The organism is Alkaliphilus sp. B6464 (assembly GCF_018141165.1).
In the GTDB taxonomy this organism is placed as follows: Bacteria; Bacillota; Clostridia; order Peptostreptococcales; family Natronincolaceae; genus Alkaliphilus_B.
On sequence record NZ_CP058557.1, the window covers coordinates 2,266,758 to 2,283,399 of the forward strand.

15 protein-coding genes are annotated in these 16,642 nt (G+C 29.7%); 9 read left to right on the forward strand and 6 right to left on the reverse strand.

Annotated elements, in window-relative coordinates; genetic code table 11:
- Position 1 precedes the first annotated feature (1 nt).
- From HYG84_RS11170 to HYG84_RS11210, 9 genes are all read left to right on the forward strand, one after another.
- Entirely contained in the window at positions 2–691 is a 690-nt protein-coding gene (locus tag HYG84_RS11170) for a hypothetical protein (protein ID WP_212377147.1), read from the forward strand.
- Positions 691–2,520: a VirB4 family type IV secretion system protein gene (locus HYG84_RS11175; RefSeq protein ID WP_212377149.1), complete on the forward strand. Its 1,830-nt coding sequence runs from the start codon at positions 691–693 to the stop codon at positions 2,518–2,520. Before HYG84_RS11170 ends, HYG84_RS11175 begins: the two co-directional genes overlap by 1 nt.
- A 64-nt stretch (positions 2,521–2,584) precedes the next feature.
- Positions 2,585–3,949 carry a hypothetical protein gene (locus HYG84_RS11180; RefSeq protein ID WP_212377152.1) on the forward strand — a complete coding sequence of 455 codons (1,365 nt, stop codon included), beginning with the start codon at positions 2,585–2,587 and terminating at the stop codon, positions 3,947–3,949.
- An 18-nt stretch (positions 3,950–3,967) separates the two neighbouring features.
- Positions 3,968–4,252, forward strand: coding sequence for a hypothetical protein (locus HYG84_RS11185; RefSeq protein ID WP_212377154.1), 285 nt, complete (start codon positions 3,968–3,970; stop codon positions 4,250–4,252).
- A gap of 2 nt (positions 4,253–4,254) precedes the next feature.
- Positions 4,255–4,539, forward strand: a complete 285-nt coding sequence (locus HYG84_RS11190) for a hypothetical protein (RefSeq protein WP_212377156.1) — start codon at positions 4,255–4,257, stop codon at positions 4,537–4,539.
- Between the two features lie 231 nt (positions 4,540–4,770).
- Positions 4,771–5,772: a hypothetical protein gene (locus HYG84_RS11195; protein ID WP_212377159.1), complete on the forward strand. Its 1,002-nt coding sequence runs from the start codon at positions 4,771–4,773 to the stop codon at positions 5,770–5,772.
- A gap of 54 nt (positions 5,773–5,826) precedes the next feature.
- On the forward strand, positions 5,827–7,056 hold the full coding sequence (locus HYG84_RS11200; protein WP_212377162.1) for a C39 family peptidase: 1,230 nt from the start codon (positions 5,827–5,829) through the stop codon (positions 7,054–7,056).
- Between the two features lie 142 nt (positions 7,057–7,198).
- Positions 7,199–8,332, forward strand: coding sequence for a hypothetical protein (locus tag HYG84_RS11205; RefSeq protein ID WP_212377165.1), 1,134 nt, complete (start codon positions 7,199–7,201; stop codon positions 8,330–8,332).
- Positions 8,333–8,337: 5 nt separating this feature from the next.
- Positions 8,338–10,059: a hypothetical protein gene (locus HYG84_RS11210; protein ID WP_212377168.1), complete on the forward strand. Its 1,722-nt coding sequence runs from the start codon at positions 8,338–8,340 to the stop codon at positions 10,057–10,059.
- A gap of 302 nt (positions 10,060–10,361) precedes the next feature.
- On the opposite strand, the gene HYG84_RS11215 is transcribed toward HYG84_RS11210, so the two are convergent.
- The 6 genes from HYG84_RS11215 to HYG84_RS11240 all read right to left on the reverse strand — a co-directional run bounded on the left by HYG84_RS11215 (position 10,362) and on the right by HYG84_RS11240 (position 16,567).
- On the reverse strand, positions 10,362–11,270 hold the full coding sequence (locus HYG84_RS11215; protein WP_212377171.1) for a hypothetical protein: 909 nt from the start codon (positions 11,268–11,270) through the stop codon (positions 10,362–10,364).
- Positions 11,271–11,600: 330 nt separating this feature from the next.
- Positions 11,601–13,349 carry an ATP-binding protein gene (locus tag HYG84_RS11220; RefSeq protein WP_212377174.1) on the reverse strand — a complete coding sequence of 583 codons (1,749 nt, stop codon included), beginning with the start codon at positions 13,347–13,349 and terminating at the stop codon, positions 11,601–11,603.
- The gene (locus tag HYG84_RS11225; protein ID WP_212377176.1) at positions 13,342–14,415 is read right to left on the reverse strand and encodes an SIR2 family protein; all 1,074 of its coding nucleotides are present in this window, start codon (positions 14,413–14,415) and stop codon (positions 13,342–13,344) included. The genes HYG84_RS11220 and HYG84_RS11225 overlap by 8 nt, the downstream gene beginning before the upstream one ends.
- 128 nt (positions 14,416–14,543) lie before the next feature.
- Positions 14,544–15,260 (reverse strand): hypothetical protein, encoded by a 717-nt coding sequence (locus HYG84_RS11230; RefSeq protein ID WP_212377179.1) that lies wholly within the window; start codon positions 15,258–15,260, stop codon positions 14,544–14,546.
- Between the two features lie 52 nt (positions 15,261–15,312).
- Positions 15,313–15,429: a hypothetical protein gene (locus tag HYG84_RS20890; RefSeq protein WP_212377181.1), complete on the reverse strand. Its 117-nt coding sequence runs from the start codon at positions 15,427–15,429 to the stop codon at positions 15,313–15,315.
- A 172-nt stretch (positions 15,430–15,601) separates the two neighbouring features.
- Positions 15,602–16,567: an FRG domain-containing protein gene (locus HYG84_RS11240; RefSeq protein ID WP_212377183.1), complete on the reverse strand. Its 966-nt coding sequence runs from the start codon at positions 16,565–16,567 to the stop codon at positions 15,602–15,604.
- Positions 16,568–16,642: the final 75 nt, after the last annotated feature.

The window sequence follows — 16,642 nt, forward strand, 5'->3', positions numbered from 1 at the left end:
AATGGTTCTTCCGATAATAATACTTATTTTAACTTTAATAGGTGGCGGGGTTGGGTTTTTCCTATTTAAAAGAGAGAACAAGAAAAAAGATGAAGAGATTAATGAAAATTTGAGAATTGCCCAAGAATTTATGAATGTACAGGATATTAAGGGTAATTTCTTATATTCCGAAGATGGATATATATTTGCCTATATAAAAATTAATCCAATATCGATAGATCTTTTGAGTAGAAGAGAGAAAGAGAATATAAGTAAGGATTTAACTGCTGAACTTTCAGCTGAGCAAAAGACTTTCAGGTTTTTAGCTGTATCTAGGCCTATAGATATTACACCACTCATCCAGGAGTATTCTAATATCATATTAAATACGGATAATCTGAAGCAAAAGGAAATATTAAGGCATGAGATGCTCGTCATGAGCAACTATGCCATGAGTGGAGAAGTAGTAGAAAGGCAATTTTATCTAAGGATTTATGAAAAATTTGAAGATGGCATAGAAAGGGAACTTATTAAAAAAGCTACTGAATTAGCTTCAAAATTTGAGGGAAGAAATATCGGCTGCGAAATATTAAGCGAACAAGGAATAACTAGACTTTGTAATTTGATTAATAATCCAGCATATTCTCACATAGAAGATGCAGATTTTGAAGCTGCTATACCGTTTATTGCTAGATTGGAGGAGAACGCTTAATGGCAAAGAAAAAAGAAATATCAAAAGTAAATAATTCGTTATTAAATATAATTACGCCTGTAGGACTTAAATTTAGAAAAAATACCTTTGATTTGGGAGAGAGCACATCAAGGGCTTATGGGATCATAAAGTACCCACAAAGCCCAGACTATGGCTGGTTATCTAGGATTACGAATATACCAAGTACAATTGTATCAATCGACTTTACACCGATTGATAATAGTACTTTTGTAAATTCTCTCTCTAATTTAATAAAGCAGCAGAAGGGAGTAGCTGACAGTACGAGAGATCCACTTACTGCATCAAGAGCTGAAAAAATAGCATTGGATGCTGAGAAAACTATGGTAGATATCGATGGAGATAAAGAAATTGTAGGGCTTTTAAGTACAGTTATAGTACCAATTTCAAGGGATGAGCAAGTATTTGAGAAAATTTGTAGGAAAGTGGAGAGTAGTGTTTCGGTTTTAAAATGTAAATTAAGAACTATGTCAAATCTACAGAAAGAGGGATTTAAGCAGATATCTCCTTTTTATGTGGAGGATGAAGATATCAGTAATATTACACAAAGGGTAGTACCACTGAGTACGTTTATAGGAGGGTTCCCTTTTGCTTCTAGCGGTTACAACGATGGAACCGGTTATTATTATGCTAAGGATAGTGGTGGTGGCTTAGTAGTGATAGACCCTTGGAAGCGTGGAGGGGATAGAACCAATAGCTTTTTTGTAATAATGGGAGTACCAGGCGTAGGAAAATCTACTGTAGTAAAACATATAGCTCTATCTGAATATATGAAGGGTACAAAGATCATTTTTATTGATCCACATAGAGAATATAAAGAATTATGTAAAAATCTCAATGGTGATTGGATTAATGCTGGTGGAGGATCTAAGGGGAAAATAAATCCACTGCAAATAAGGATTATTCCGAAAGACGATGATGAAGAAAGTGATAACGAGAAGCTATATGTAGATGAAGGCTACGGCATGGGAGATATGGCACTGTATATTAAGAATCTAGAAATATTTTTTAAATTGTATATTCCATCTCTTACGGATCGATTTATAGCCATATTAAAAAGTGAGCTGATAGAGCTTTATAATAACTTTAATATATTCTGGGATACAGATATATCAAAATTATCGAATACGGATTTTCCTATAATTTTAGATCTATATCATCAAGTTCTAAATAAGTCCAAAGATAAATCATTATCTTATCAAAAGGATTATGAAGATTTAGCATTACTGCTGAAAGATATGGCTTTAGGGAGTGATTCATTTCTTTGGAATGGACACACTACCATTCAAGCGGATTCTAAGTGTATCTGCATCGATACGAAGGATTTACAAAATACTTCGGAAAATATATTGAGTACACAATATTTTAATCTTCTTCAGTGGGCCTGGGAAGAGATTATAAAAGATCCAACAGAGAAGGTAATGCTATTCTGTGATGAGGCTTATTTAATGATAGATCCTAGGGTTCCTCAAAGTCTTATTTTCCTTAGAAACCTTATCAAAGGAGCTAGAAAATATGAAGGTGGCGGTGCAATCATCTCTCACATTGTGGGAGATTTTTTAGATCCTAAGATTAAAATGTATGGCCAAGCAATTTTAGATTTACCTACTTTTAAAGTGTTAATGGGAACTGACGGTAAAAATCTAGAAGAAACGAAGGACTTATATAGCTTAACTGAGGCTGAAGAGGAGTTACTGGCTTCTAAGCAAAGGGGAAGGGCTTTATTTATGGCAGGATCTAAACGGTTTAAAATAAACTTTGAAATACCTGAATACAAACTTAGGTATATGGGTAGCTCCGGCGGAAGATAGAAGTTAGATGGTTAGAGATCTCAGGAGTTCAATAGAATTTTATAAGGGAGAAAGGATGATATTTATGGAAAAGCCAAATAAAGGATTGGGTATAATGCATACGCTTAAGAAGATTATGGTGTATTTTGATAATCGATACGACAGACTGCAGAAAGAAGAAATTATTTTAGGATTAGATAAAGGGCTGGATACTTATTTTTATAAAAATCCTAATTTTGATTGGAAGCAGATGAGGGAAATTAGATTAGGGCTAGAAAAAGGCCTGGAAGTTTCTGTTTATGCCAAGGAAGAATTCAATGTCGAACAGATGGAAGAAATACGTTTAGGGCAGGAAAAGAACCTAGATGTATCATTTTATAGCAAGCCTGAATTTGATTGGAAGCAGATGAGAGAGATAAAGCTAGGTTTGAATAAGGAGCTAGATGTAAGCACTTTTGCAAAATCCAGTTTAGATATAGAGCAAATGGAGGAAATTAGAATAGGACTAGAAAAAGGGCTAGATATTTCATTCTATAATAAAAATGATTTTAACTGGAAACAGATGAGGGAAATAAGATTAGGATTAGAAAGAGGTATCGATGTTTCAAACTATTCCAAGGATCATTTAAGTGTTGATCAAATGGAAAAAATCAGAGTGAAATTAGAAAAACAAACTCCTAGAATGAATCAAATTAGTATGAATAATAGAAATGAAAATAATAGGGCGCAGCAAGTAAAGGATAAAGAAAGTTCTCAAGAAAAGAAAGCTACTGAGCAAGAGCGCAAAAATGGATCAAAAGAAGCATCCAAAACAAATAGTGAGAGTGCAGAAGGTGTGAAAACTACTGGTGAAAGTATAAAAAATAGCGAAAGGGATATTGAAAATAAAAATAAAGAAAAACCTTTTAAATTCTCTAGATATGATGCTAATGTAGTATTTCCTATGATTAAAAGAGCCCCTTCTACAGAACAGTTTCAGAAGCTTTTTGAGCAGCGTTATAGAAATGAGGAGGAAGGCAATCGTCAAAGTGAAATACTCCAAGGGAGAGTAAGAAAGCTTGTAGAACACGGATATTTAGAAGAAAAAGATGGTACTTATGACATTACAGAGAAAGGAGCACAAGCAGCGAAAGAAATAGATAGAAGTTTCGAATTTACTTCTTATGATGCGAATGTGGTCTTTGGTTTTATCAAGTCGGCAGATGGCGCATTGAGTTTAGGGAAACTATATAGCCAATTAGAGGAGAAGTATAGCGATCCAGCGGAAGTAGAAAAACAATTTACTTATTTGAAAAATAGATTGGAAAAGAATTTAAACTCTGGATATGTGTTAAGGGATGAGAAAGGTGCATATTCCATTACTGAAATTGGTGCAATGAAAGCAGAGCAGGTTTTATCCAGAGGAGAAATTGACACGATACAGGAAATAGAAGAAGAAATAGAATTCTAGTAAAGGGAGGAATCGTTTATGGATTGGAATAAAATCGTTTGGATATGGATTTACTTTTTTATTGGCGCTGGTGGGGCTATAGGAACAATAAAACTAACAGAAAGTTACATAGGTAAGCTTTTTCATATTCTTGAAAGAACTATAAAGATAAGGAGTAGTGAACTTAAAAATCTTTATGATGAGAATGCAGCCCTAGAGAGTAATATTAATAAGCTTAAGGAAAAGAGGTCCAGTTTAGAGAGTAGGAACCATGAGCTAGAAGAAATATTATTTGAAAGAATAAAACAGGAAGGAGCTATATAAATATGGGGAAATTGCTACAAGAATTTATTTTATTGCTATTTGGGTATGTATTTGTACTACTTCTGTCAGGTGGATTTTTTATAGTAAATAATTTTCACAATTTATATAGAGAGGAAGATCGTACTGTAATTAGTATTAAAGAATGGAAGGATATCCAGGTCAAGAATAGCTCTCTAAAAAAGGAGAAGGAGATATTAGAAATAGAGAATCAGAAGGTTGAAAAGCTAAATAATGATATTGCGGAAGACTTGAAGTATTATAACAGCCAAGGAAGAGATATAGATTAACGATTTAAAAAATATGTAAATTGTAAATTGAAAAAATCAAGAAGAAGATTAGGGTGAAAATATGTGCTTTAATCTTCTTTTTCAATACCCCATTATAATTTTTATATAGATAGGATGGTGTTTCATGGATAACAGAAACGGTTCTTTTAAGTTTATTGAATTGATCTTATGGTTTATAGCCTTTATATCTGCTATTGTAATATTTTTTATTAATAGATAGGAGCTGGTCCAGTGATACTTTATTTAGGGAGTAATGAAAATATAGGCATCTTAGATTTGTTGCAGGATAAGAAGAATCTGATTATTAAAAAGCTTTCCGGTGAATTTTATTTAAAAAAGTTTATAATTCATGATATGAAAAGCTTAGATCATTATACATACGTTGTCGTAGATATAGAGTGTTTAAAGGATGATGAAGATGATATTATAGAGGCAATTGAAGCATTTAGAACAATATATAACCCAAAACTTATTATAATTGCTAAAAATATAGAAAATGCTTTATTCAGTAGAATTGTAAATGAGGCTAAGGTTTATAATGTTATAGCTTCAACAGAAATAGAAAAGATTCAGGAAGATATTATAAGGTGCTTAGATAATGAAGAAAAATTTAAGGAGGAAATAGTAAAACACGTTAAGCGGTTTAATTTAAGGTACTCTTTTACTAACGACAATACTAAAATCTTTGCTGCAGGAGTTAGAAGTAAATTCTCAGCCACTAAAACTGCAATTAATTTAGCTACATTTCTAGCAGATATAGGCGCCAGAGTATCTTATACAGAAGCAAATGAAAGTGGATATCTTGGTAAAATAGCATCCTATTATGACTTTAAGGATTCTTCTTATAAATATGTAGACTATTATTATAATGGCAATATTCCTTTGGATTGTAGCTTCAACATAATAGATATTGGGTTATTGAACGAGAAAAAGTTAAAGATATTTAACTCCTCAGATATAGCTGATATCAAGATTATCTGTGGAACTTCAAAGCAGTCTGAGTATGAACCTTTGGTGAATATTTTAGAGGCTGCCGGTGAAGATTTAAATGTTGTGCTAAGTAGAAGCTCTGAAAAGGAAAGAAATACTATGAAAAAGCTTTTAAAAAATAATAAGAATAAAATATACTTTACTGATGATTCAGCAGAATTATTTAATACTAAAGATACTGATATTTTTATGCAAATCTTAAGTGAACGTATCGTTGAAAATAAAACAATGAAAAATAGCTAGAATTAAACCTTATTTAGGGCGGTGATCAAAATTAGCGCAATAGCTGCAGCGATAATGAAAAAAATATTAACTCAAAGTATTTTTGATGAAGAGATAAGAAATAAAATATTGATAGGCATAATATCTATTTTTCTTTTAATTTTAGTATTGCTCCTAGCACTTGTTAGTTTTCCTTCCATATTGATCAATATATTGTTTAGTAGTCCAGCGGAAAACTTAGATTTATCAGAAGACATAGCTAAGGTGGCAGTATATCAAGATACTGTATTTAAGGTAGACAATCTTAATAAAGAGTGGATAGAAAAAACTAAGAAAGAAAATAGTTATTGTGATGAAATTATTGTTGAATATACCTATGATCTAACATGGCAGGCTTTAATCTCTATCGATTCTGTATTATTGAACCAAGAATTTGACAATTTAGATGAGAAGAGGATACAGGAAATCGCTTTGAAATTTATTGAAAGGGGCGTTGAAATATCAGAAGAAGAATATGAGGAAGAGTATGAAGTAGATATCATTGATAGCAATGGAAATCCTAAAACTATTACAGAAACTCAAACAGTGAAAATTAAAGTAGCCATTATAACAGTGAATACTAGAAGTTTCGAAGATGTTCTCTTTGATGTAGGGATTACTACTGAGGAGAACATTTTTATTGCTACAAACATATTGCATAATATCGCATCCATAGATGTAGAAAATAGTTTGAATATTTACGATGGATATCAGATAGATTTTAGCCAGCTTAAGGAGTATCCGGAAGGGTATGCAAATATTCCTTATTATAACCAAACAGATAAGAGATGGGGAAGTCTTCCTTATGGAAGCAGCACAATATTAAGTGCAGGCTGTGGTCCAACTTCCTTGGCCATGGTTGTATCTGGATTAGTAGACAACAAAGTAACACCGGATATAGTAGCAGATTGGAGTTATAGAAATGGACATAGAGCAGAAGGGACAGGGAGCTATTGGTCCCTAATGACGGATGGAGGAAAATATTATGGACTTAATGTCGAAGCGATCAGCAGGAGAAATCCGAATGATATACTTAAGGCCCTTAGTGATGGGTATCCGGTAATCGTTGCTATGGGAAAAGGTCAATTTACAAATGGCGGCCATTTTATAGTTCTAAGAGGCGTTACAGAAGAAGGAAAGATATTAGTACATGATTCAGCTAGTGTTGAAAGAAGTAACAAGGAATGGGATTTATCTATTATTATGAATGAGAGCAGTAAAATTGCAGGAGTAAATGGCAGTCCATTTTGGATATTCAGACCATAATTCTAGAGAATTTATACTCGAAATCAAAATTAAAAATTTTATAGGCTGAGAATTTAAAATCTATAAGAAATATAAAACACTCGAAAGGGTGTTTTTCTTTTTCTAACTTCTAAAATTATACTTTAAAAATGGGGGAATCGTAATGAATGAATTAAAGCGTAGTGCAAAGAGGACTAGAGAGCAATTGACATTTAGTGATACGTACCTGGTATTGGATAATTTAAGGGAATACGATTTTGATTTAGTTAGTTTTTATGTAACATTCAATCAATACATTGATCGGCGAAACTATGAAGGTAAGGCAGAGAATAGTTTAATATTTGCAAATAATGAAGCTCTATTTAAAGCTTTTAACGTATCTAGGAATCGATTCTACAGATTATTAAAACTAGCTTATGAATGTGGGCTTATTGATATAGAAAAAGGCAGCAATAATAGAAACATATACATTTTAAATGATACCATCCCATTTGAGCCGTTGGAGAAAATTAGAGATTGGAAAATTAGAAATGGCCATGAAGAAGATGGAAATATGGAAGAAGTATGCGCTGCTCCTGATAAAGATGTAAAGACAAATGAAGAGGGTAACATAGAAGAGCCCATGGACCTTAAGAGTTATCCTAAAAAGGGACAACCCGATTTAGGACAGCCACTTGTCCCGTTTCGAGATAACCAGTCATCCCGAAAAAGGATAACCACTTATCCCGAAAAGGGACAACAAAATCAGCATCAAGATGGCATGGATTCTAGCATCAATACTGGTCCTAATATTTCTAATGTTTTTAATAGATCTAAAGGTTTTAATATTTCTAAGTCTATCAGTCAGTCTATAGATAGATATGATCATAAGAATAATGGATTTAAAATGAATATCATAGATAAATTAAATAACTTGACTGACGGACAGGACGGATCCACACAACAGATGGAAAAAATTGACTTAATATTAGAACAATGTGAGGTTCATCTTGTTGATAAGGATTATAGAGATGCTGTGATCCATGCATTAAGGCTGTTGTTATTGGATATTGAAAATAAAAAAGTTATAAAGATTGGTGATAATCTGGTGCCAACAGATATGATTAAGCGAGATATGGATAAGCTTGATTTTTTAGTGATTGATCATGCTATATCCAAATTTAAAAAAGCGAGTAGGGAAAAAGAGATAAAAAATACAGTGGTTTATTTGAAGAGTTGTATTTATAATTCGATTTATGAGATGAGGTTAGATGTGGAGAGTGAGATGAAGTTACTTTTTTTAAGGGAAATCTTTTAGATTTAGTGCTAAATGATATTTATGAAGAATTATTAGAAAAATTGTATTCAAATAATGATAAAATCATGTGGGAAGAATATAAGAGTACTATTTTGCTTTATATAAAAAAAGGTAGTCAAGAAGCTTTTGCAAAGCTACCTTGCATAGATGATAATAAAATAATAAGGGAGCTTTTTATATCGTATAGAAAATATTATTATAATAAACATTATTTTAAGTACCCTAAATGGGATAAAGTATGTATTACAACTTTATTCACTTTTTATTGGGATATAACAATTGATACTATTAATTTTGTAAAAAAAATATGTAAATCGCCGAATGATGTAATGGTTGGAGGAATAATGGCATCGTTACTACATGACTATGTGGAAAAAGAAACTGGAATTAAGCCATATATAGGGGCGTTGAATAAACCTGGAATTCTAGATGACAATGATATTATTATAGATACGTTACCATTAGATTACTCTATACTTGATGAAGTTGATTATAAATATCCTGCTAATAATGCTTATTTTGCTTACATGACTAGAGGTTGTGTAAACAAATGTAGCTTTTGTGCAGTTCCAAGATTAGAGCCAGAGTATAAAAACTTCATTGGATTGAAAGAACAAATTGAATTAACTAACAATAGATTTGGTGAAAAAAAAGATTTGTTATTGTTAGATAATAATGTACTAGCTTCTTGCAGATTTGACGAAATTATAGATGAAATAAAAGATTGTGGCTTTGCTAAAAATAACAAATTTGTACCACCTAATAAATTTGAAATAGCAATTCAAAATCTTAGAAATGGGTATAATGATAAAGCTTATATACGAGAAATTGTTGACCAATATAAAATATTGGTCAATAAATTTGAGTCAAAAGAAATTCAAGATATATATAATTTATTAGATGAAAAAAAAGTGTTAAATATTGATACAGCAAATAAAGAAAATATACTTTTTTGTTATGACGATGTTAAGGATGTATTTGCAAAGCTATATAACACTAAACCTAGAAAGAGAATAGTTGACTTCAATCAAGGAGTAGATGCAAGGCTAATTACAGATGATAACATGAAAAAATTATCGGAGATAGCAATAGAGCCACTTAGAATAGCTTTTGACAGTTGGAAATTAAAGGATATATATGAGAATGCTGTAATATTAGCAGCTAAAAATGGCATAAAAAATTTATCAAATTATTTATTATATAATCATAAAGAAAAACCAATAGATTTGTATAGAAGATTAAAGCTAAATATAGAGTTATGTGATAGATTAAATGTAAATATATATTCATTTCCTATGAAGTATCATCCAATTGAAGATCCTCAATATTTTAGAAATAGAGACTTTATTGGGCCATATTGGAATAGAAAATTTATTAGAGCAATACAGGCTATTCTAAATTCTACTAAAGGAAAAGTTGGAAAAGGAAGAGAGTTTTTTGAAGAAGCATTTGGTAAAGATGAAGAGGAATTTTATAAGCTACTATATATGCCAGAAGCATTTATAATCTATAGAAGGCACTTTAAGCATAATGGTTTGACTGGAATGTGGTGGGAAGATTTTAAATCATTACCCCTAGAAAAAGGTTTAATACTAAAAAAAATTGTAGAGGAAAATAAATTTAAAGAAATAGAGAGTCTGACAGAAGATAAAGAAATTTATAATGTGTTAGAGTATTATACAATTACAAGAGAAGACGCAGAACGAAAGATAAAAGAAGCTGAGTAATTAAAGATTTATAATTCTTAAAAATTAAACATAGCTATTTTAAAATTTTTCAAATAATTTTTTATTGGGTCATTTGAAATATTTTATTTTAATATATTTTAAAGATTCCATATAAATAATGCGTAATGAACACTAAAGGGCGGACATATTCAAATCAATTTTTTAGTGTTCATGTTGTATTATTAAAAAGTAGTAAGTATATTTTAAAATAAATCTAAAACATATTGACCTACTTCACTTTTTAAGAATAAGCGGAATGTCAACTAGGTATTTATTTAATTCTATTAAAAATCTATCTGCTCCTAGAATTTTTTTACGATTTTAGAAGATATTTCTTTGTGGGTTTTATAATATGTGTCAAATAAAAACACTATAGTAATAGCATATAATAACATAGAATCAAAAATATTGAGCATATAAGAAAACATGGTCATAATAACCAGATAAAAGTAATTATTATTTTCACGAAATTCAACTAAAACATCCAAATTGTCTACATCAAATTTATATTTATCAAAATATATAAAAATCCTCAAATAAAGCCATTTACCCACACATTTTAAATATATAAAGATGTTAGCAACATTGAAAAATATGAAATTCATACCAAGATAAGCATCGTTAAACTGGTTTAATATGTAGATATATGCCATTAAAGTAAAAAACGATAGTATGTGGCCCAACAGATATATTGAATTATTGGCAAATTTATCCACATACATAAATAGTTTTTCAATAGGTAGATAAATTATACTGTGTAGTTTATCTAATTTTAAATATTTTAGTAATGGCTCTAAATAAAATAATATAAGTGCAACTAAAAGAGCTGTTATGGTAAAAATTCTATTCTGTGCTATTAGAGATTCTATTGATATAAAATTTAAAAACATATTTATAATTAGAATAATTAAAAATAATGCATACAATATACCTGTCAAAATGTAAAATATTAGTCGGATTAATATATTAACAATAATATTAGTTTTTTGTATTCGATTAGATTCTTCTATATCTACTTTTTCTAAATAATCAACAATATAACTTCGCATATTAGGGATTGCCTTTAAAATTCCAAGAAGATTTAAATTACTAAGATATGTAAAAACTTTGCTTGTTTCTGAATCTAACTTGTTTAGCAAGTCTAGAATATAAAATAACTGAATAATTGGAGCTATTATTATAATAATTGGGCAGATGGTTGAAATAAACATTCTATATTTCCTCCTTATGGTTAAAGTTTAGTGAATAATATCTCCACTGATAAAATTACATTTGAAATCTTTTACAAATTTATGCTCATCATTTTCTGCAATAAATTCTTTTGTTTCTGTAGTTTTACTATCATATATAATAATTTTTTTATCGCGATAAAACTCAATATAAGAATCTTTAAAGACTCAATTAGTATCATAGATGCAAAAAATAGCTATAAGGACTGTATTTATGTAGCAATTAAATTTGAATATAATTTATAAATTTATATTGATATGGAAATGAGGTGGTAGAGTCCTACCACCTAGAATTTTTTATCAATATACTTTTTAATTATCCAACCTAGATTGAGCTCTTAAATTTCTGATTGCTTTGTGAATTTCACCTTCGCTTGGTTTAGATTCATTCCATTCCTTCCAAAATGCAATAGTATTACTTTCAGGTTTTAGATTAGGTTCTTGTAACTTAATTCTATTAGGCAATAATATACAATCACCTAAGATTAGAGCTTCTCCTACATCTAAAATAGGTAAGCAATCAATGACACCTTTTAAAGAATCTGGAATTAGGTTTTTTACTACATTTTGATCACGATCATTGGTTAATCTTAATACAATAAAATTATTACATTGACTTAAAATAGTCTTGCTAACATCGGATGGTCTTTGGCTAACTACAAGCAATGAAACGCCATATTTACGCCCTTCTTTAGCAATTCTTTCAAAATTATATAGAGCCTGTTTTTGAACTGAATCTGCATCATCTTTTACTGGTAAATATAAATGAGCCTCGTCGCAAAGTAATGTAAAAGGAGTCCTTTTTTCACTATCTGTCCAAAATTGAACATCATATAATATTCGCGCTAAGGTTCCAGTAATTACAGGTAGTATATCTGAAGGTACTTCAGAAAAATCTATTATTTTAATTCCTTTACCATTTTCTTTTATACATAATAAGCTTGAAATAAAAGTATTAATCCAGTTATAGTTATTACATTCTTTCTTAGGCCTATATAAAAATGCATATCTTTTGTCTTCTAGTTTAGTTTCTAATCTGGAAATAAATCTTGTGAGTTTTCCATTCCAATCTCCTTTTTTATCACCCCTTGATCCTGGAATCATTTCTGTATCATCTTTTTTTAATAAATTAATTAAATCATCTATTGAATAGGGAATAGGAGAATCTACTGTAAATGACCTTTTTATATCTTCATCATTGTTACTATCTAAAGTTGCTGTTTTTAAGTCCTTTAAATGTACTGTAAATCTGGATGCCTGATTGGGAGCATTATTATCACTTCGATCTAATATTGTCGATAATATTTCTTCACGATTTAACAGCCAAAATGGCAGAAAAATTAAATTATCGGACTTTTTGTCTAAATCACCAGGACCAGCAATTTTATATAATTCTGCAATCGGTTTTTCACCTCTGGTTAGAGAGGTGTATTCCCCATGCATATCAAAAACAATAATATTTGGATACTTTAATTCATTAGCTTTTTCCAAAATAGTAGCTACACACCAACTTTTTCCAGAACCTGTACTTCCAAGAATGCTTGCATGTCTTTGAAATAATTTATTACCATCTAGGATTGCTTTAGAATTTGTATCATTAGCAAAGGTTCCAATTATAAGCTGTTGCCTTTGCTCAATATCATTTCCCAATAAGCCCATAAAGCGTTGTAAATTCTCACCATTAACTAGAAAACATTCACTATCTATGTTAGGAAAGATATTTGCTCCTCTTCTAAATACATTATGTTTTAAACCATCTATACTTTTGAAAGTTCCAATGATAGCCACTCTTATTAAATCATTAGCATTAAACTCAATAGGAAAGTCATCTTCGAAGCCGTCTATTTGAAGAGATTCATTTTGTTTTCTGGAAACTTTTTCAATTATACATATTAATAGTTCATGTTCATAAATACTTTTAACGGCTACAATATGTCCAATACTGATACATCCCATAATTTCGAAATTAGATACACTAATAATAATATTAGATGTATCTACGCTAATTACTTGTCCGATTTTTGAGTCTTCTTTAAAATCAAATATTGTTGTTTTATTCATAACCGAATACCCCCTCTATTAAATTTTCTATATCCCACCAGTGTTTATCGGGAATTTTGTAGATAGTATTATCAAAAAACACTTCAGAACCTGAATTTACATCTTCTTTAAAATACGAAATTGATATAACGTTTTCTTTTCCCTTTATAATATTCCTAGTATTTTGACTTAGGCTTCTAGTCAATATTAATGTTGGAATACCACTAATAATACGTTGCTTTAAATATGTTTCTAAATGATCATCATTAAATCCGTATCCTATTATAATGAATTTTGAAGCATTAGAAATAGCTGAATTTGCTTTTGTTCTATGTATATCGAAAGGAGTATTATATCCTAATTTATATTTATTACCTCCAGGAGTAACAACTAATCTATCTAAATTTAGATCAAAGTTTGAATGAATTGGATTACCATTATACAGATACCAACTCAAACATCCATGAGGTTTATAAATTACAATTTTTTTAGCTAAGGATAGTTTAATTGATTTTCCATGGTTAATAATTTTCTCACAGAAACTCATTTTACTTTTGCTTTCATTCAATACAGAAATATTTTTACCATAAAATAAATTATCTACAGGTATTCCTTCTATTTCACATGCAATTTCTATTAGCCTGTCATAATTAGTAGTTATTATAGTTAATCCATTTTCAGACAAACTAAATCTTTTAATGAAATTTGAAAACTTTAAATTTCTTTCTCCCTTGACTACTTTCTGAATAACTTGCTGTTCTTCTCTTTTTATTAGATCCGTAGTTATATTTCGGATTATATTTTCAATATCTTCATTTGGTGAAAATTTAAGTAATGTTGCTTCGAGATTTACATCATCTCTAATTATAGAATTTTCATCTATTAAATCACCTTTTATTTTATACCATAAATCTTGACTATCATTTTTAATTTGGCTAGGTACTTTCTTTAATAATTCTTTTGCTAAATTCCCCATGCCTGAAATTCCTTCGGCGCAAGATAGACCAGACCCAACTATTAAAACAGTATTCGGGTTAAAAAAAGATTGAATCTGCCTAAAAAAAATATCTAGTTGTTTTTCAACCATACAATCCCCCTCATTTATTTTAATACAATATTTTAGATACATATATTTAAGGTAGGCTAACTAAAATTTTGTATAAGAATATAAGTGTGCTTAAGTTAAATTTTTTAGTGCTTAAAAATTTTTTCTAATTATTTTGGTATTATTTTAAAAACTGATGTTGCTATAGATACTATTTGTTCACTAAAAATAGGTAAAAGCAAACCTATAATTGAGGTGATAAACTCTATTACTGTTTTTGTTCCGCTGCCATTACGTGATTTATCTATAAAATCATTTTTTTCAATTAACATATCTGTAAAATAACTTAGGTATAATTTTAAGAAAGTTTCTTGTTCATATGAATAGTTTTCCTTTTTTATATGCTCATCCAAATTATTTAGTAACCGCCATTCATTCTTTTTTAAATTGCCTTGGTGTAAATTACTAGTCAGTTCATATAAAAGAGTATTTATTTTATCATGCCACTTAATAGTAGTTTTAGTTTCATCATTTATATGTATATTGAATTTTTTAAACTCGCATAGAAGAATATAAAGGTCGTTACTATTTCCAATCGTTATATTAGCTAAATAATATAAATCATTTAGCTGTATAGATTCTTTGCCTCTGTCTTCAAACCATTTAAACAGAGTTTGCAAAAACTCATCTTTTTCTTTAGGAAAGTTCTTCTTATTACGATAATGATCTATTTGGTAGGATAAATCATTTGCAAAAGCAAATAAAATAAATATATAAATAATTATTTTAAAAACATAAGGGGTATTAGGTATAGACTCCGCTAATACAAAGAGAATAATAAGTATAAGGGGATTACTGTTAATTAAATTATTTATGAAATTGTTCAATCTATCAATCATTGCATTCACACTCGATTCTAATATAAAGTAATAAGTATAGCTACATAAGTCCTGAAACACTTTCATACAGCTTAGAGTATTCATTAAGTACATAGCTATCAGTCATTCCACTGATATGATCAGCAATACATCTAGTTAAAATTTTTCGTTTTTTCATATATTCATTGCAGGAGAGAAAAATATTTTATTGAATGTCTCCAACTTTATCGCTGGAGTAGAAATATATATTATCCAAATGCCAACCCACACTACCTGTCCATTAGCCTTATAAATATAATTGGAAATTTAAATTTCGCACAAGTTGGTATTTATATGGAATTGTTTAGCCATTATGCCTTTGAGTTACTATTTCTAATAATAGTAATATTTCTATTGAAAATTTCATTTTCATATATGCCAATTGCTTCGGCTGCATATTCTTTGGCATCAAATCCATTATAAATAAAGTCTCTATTAATCCCCAAAGTTTCTAAATACATCTTAATATCATATCTCAATTCTGATGGAATAAGTATTTTGGTTAAATTATTTCTAAATACAGTATAATAATCTATTGGCCAAATATTTAAACCATGTATAGTAAAATTCCCTTTTTGATTACGTAATCGAACATCAATATCTTTTCCCTTTATACACAACGGTAAATAAGGGCGTTCTCCTGTATTTAAAAATGTTTTCATTAAATCATAATATTTATCTACATCAATTGGATCATTTACATTTTTAAAATCTATACTCATTTTATTTATTTTACATGGATTTATTATATAAATAGCGGATAAGTCTCTGGAAAATTCATATATTCTTAGATCATTAAGTGGATTAAACATAGAATCTTCTTTTAATTGATCTGCAAATGACATCATATCTTGAGATTCTTCTGTAGCAAACCATAGCGCAACAAGGAAATCAGTTGTCCAATCTAATAACGGCGTAGGTAATCCATAATGTTGAGCTATAAAAAGCCAATCAAAATCTGTGATAGCATTATTAATTTCCTTCTTTGATACTACTTGCTTGAATACATCCAACATCTTCATAAAATTTGGAAATAAGTACTGATCACCACTATCATTAGATCTTATATTTCTTGGCTCTACATATCTTCCAAATTGATCTGATATGACTTCTGCATTTCTTATAACTTTTGGCACCAATCGATAGCTTGCTCTTGAAACACCTCTAAACCACATTAAAGATTGTCTACTTTCTGATAATTTCTGCAAATCATCAAGGCTTTCTATTAAAATAATTTCCTTTAGGTCATCTGAGCATTCATATTTTTTTCTTATCATAGTCTAATAGTTCCTTCTTTCAATTTTATAGTCTTGGGTAACAAATTCGATTTTGTTTATGTAGAATATAGGGAA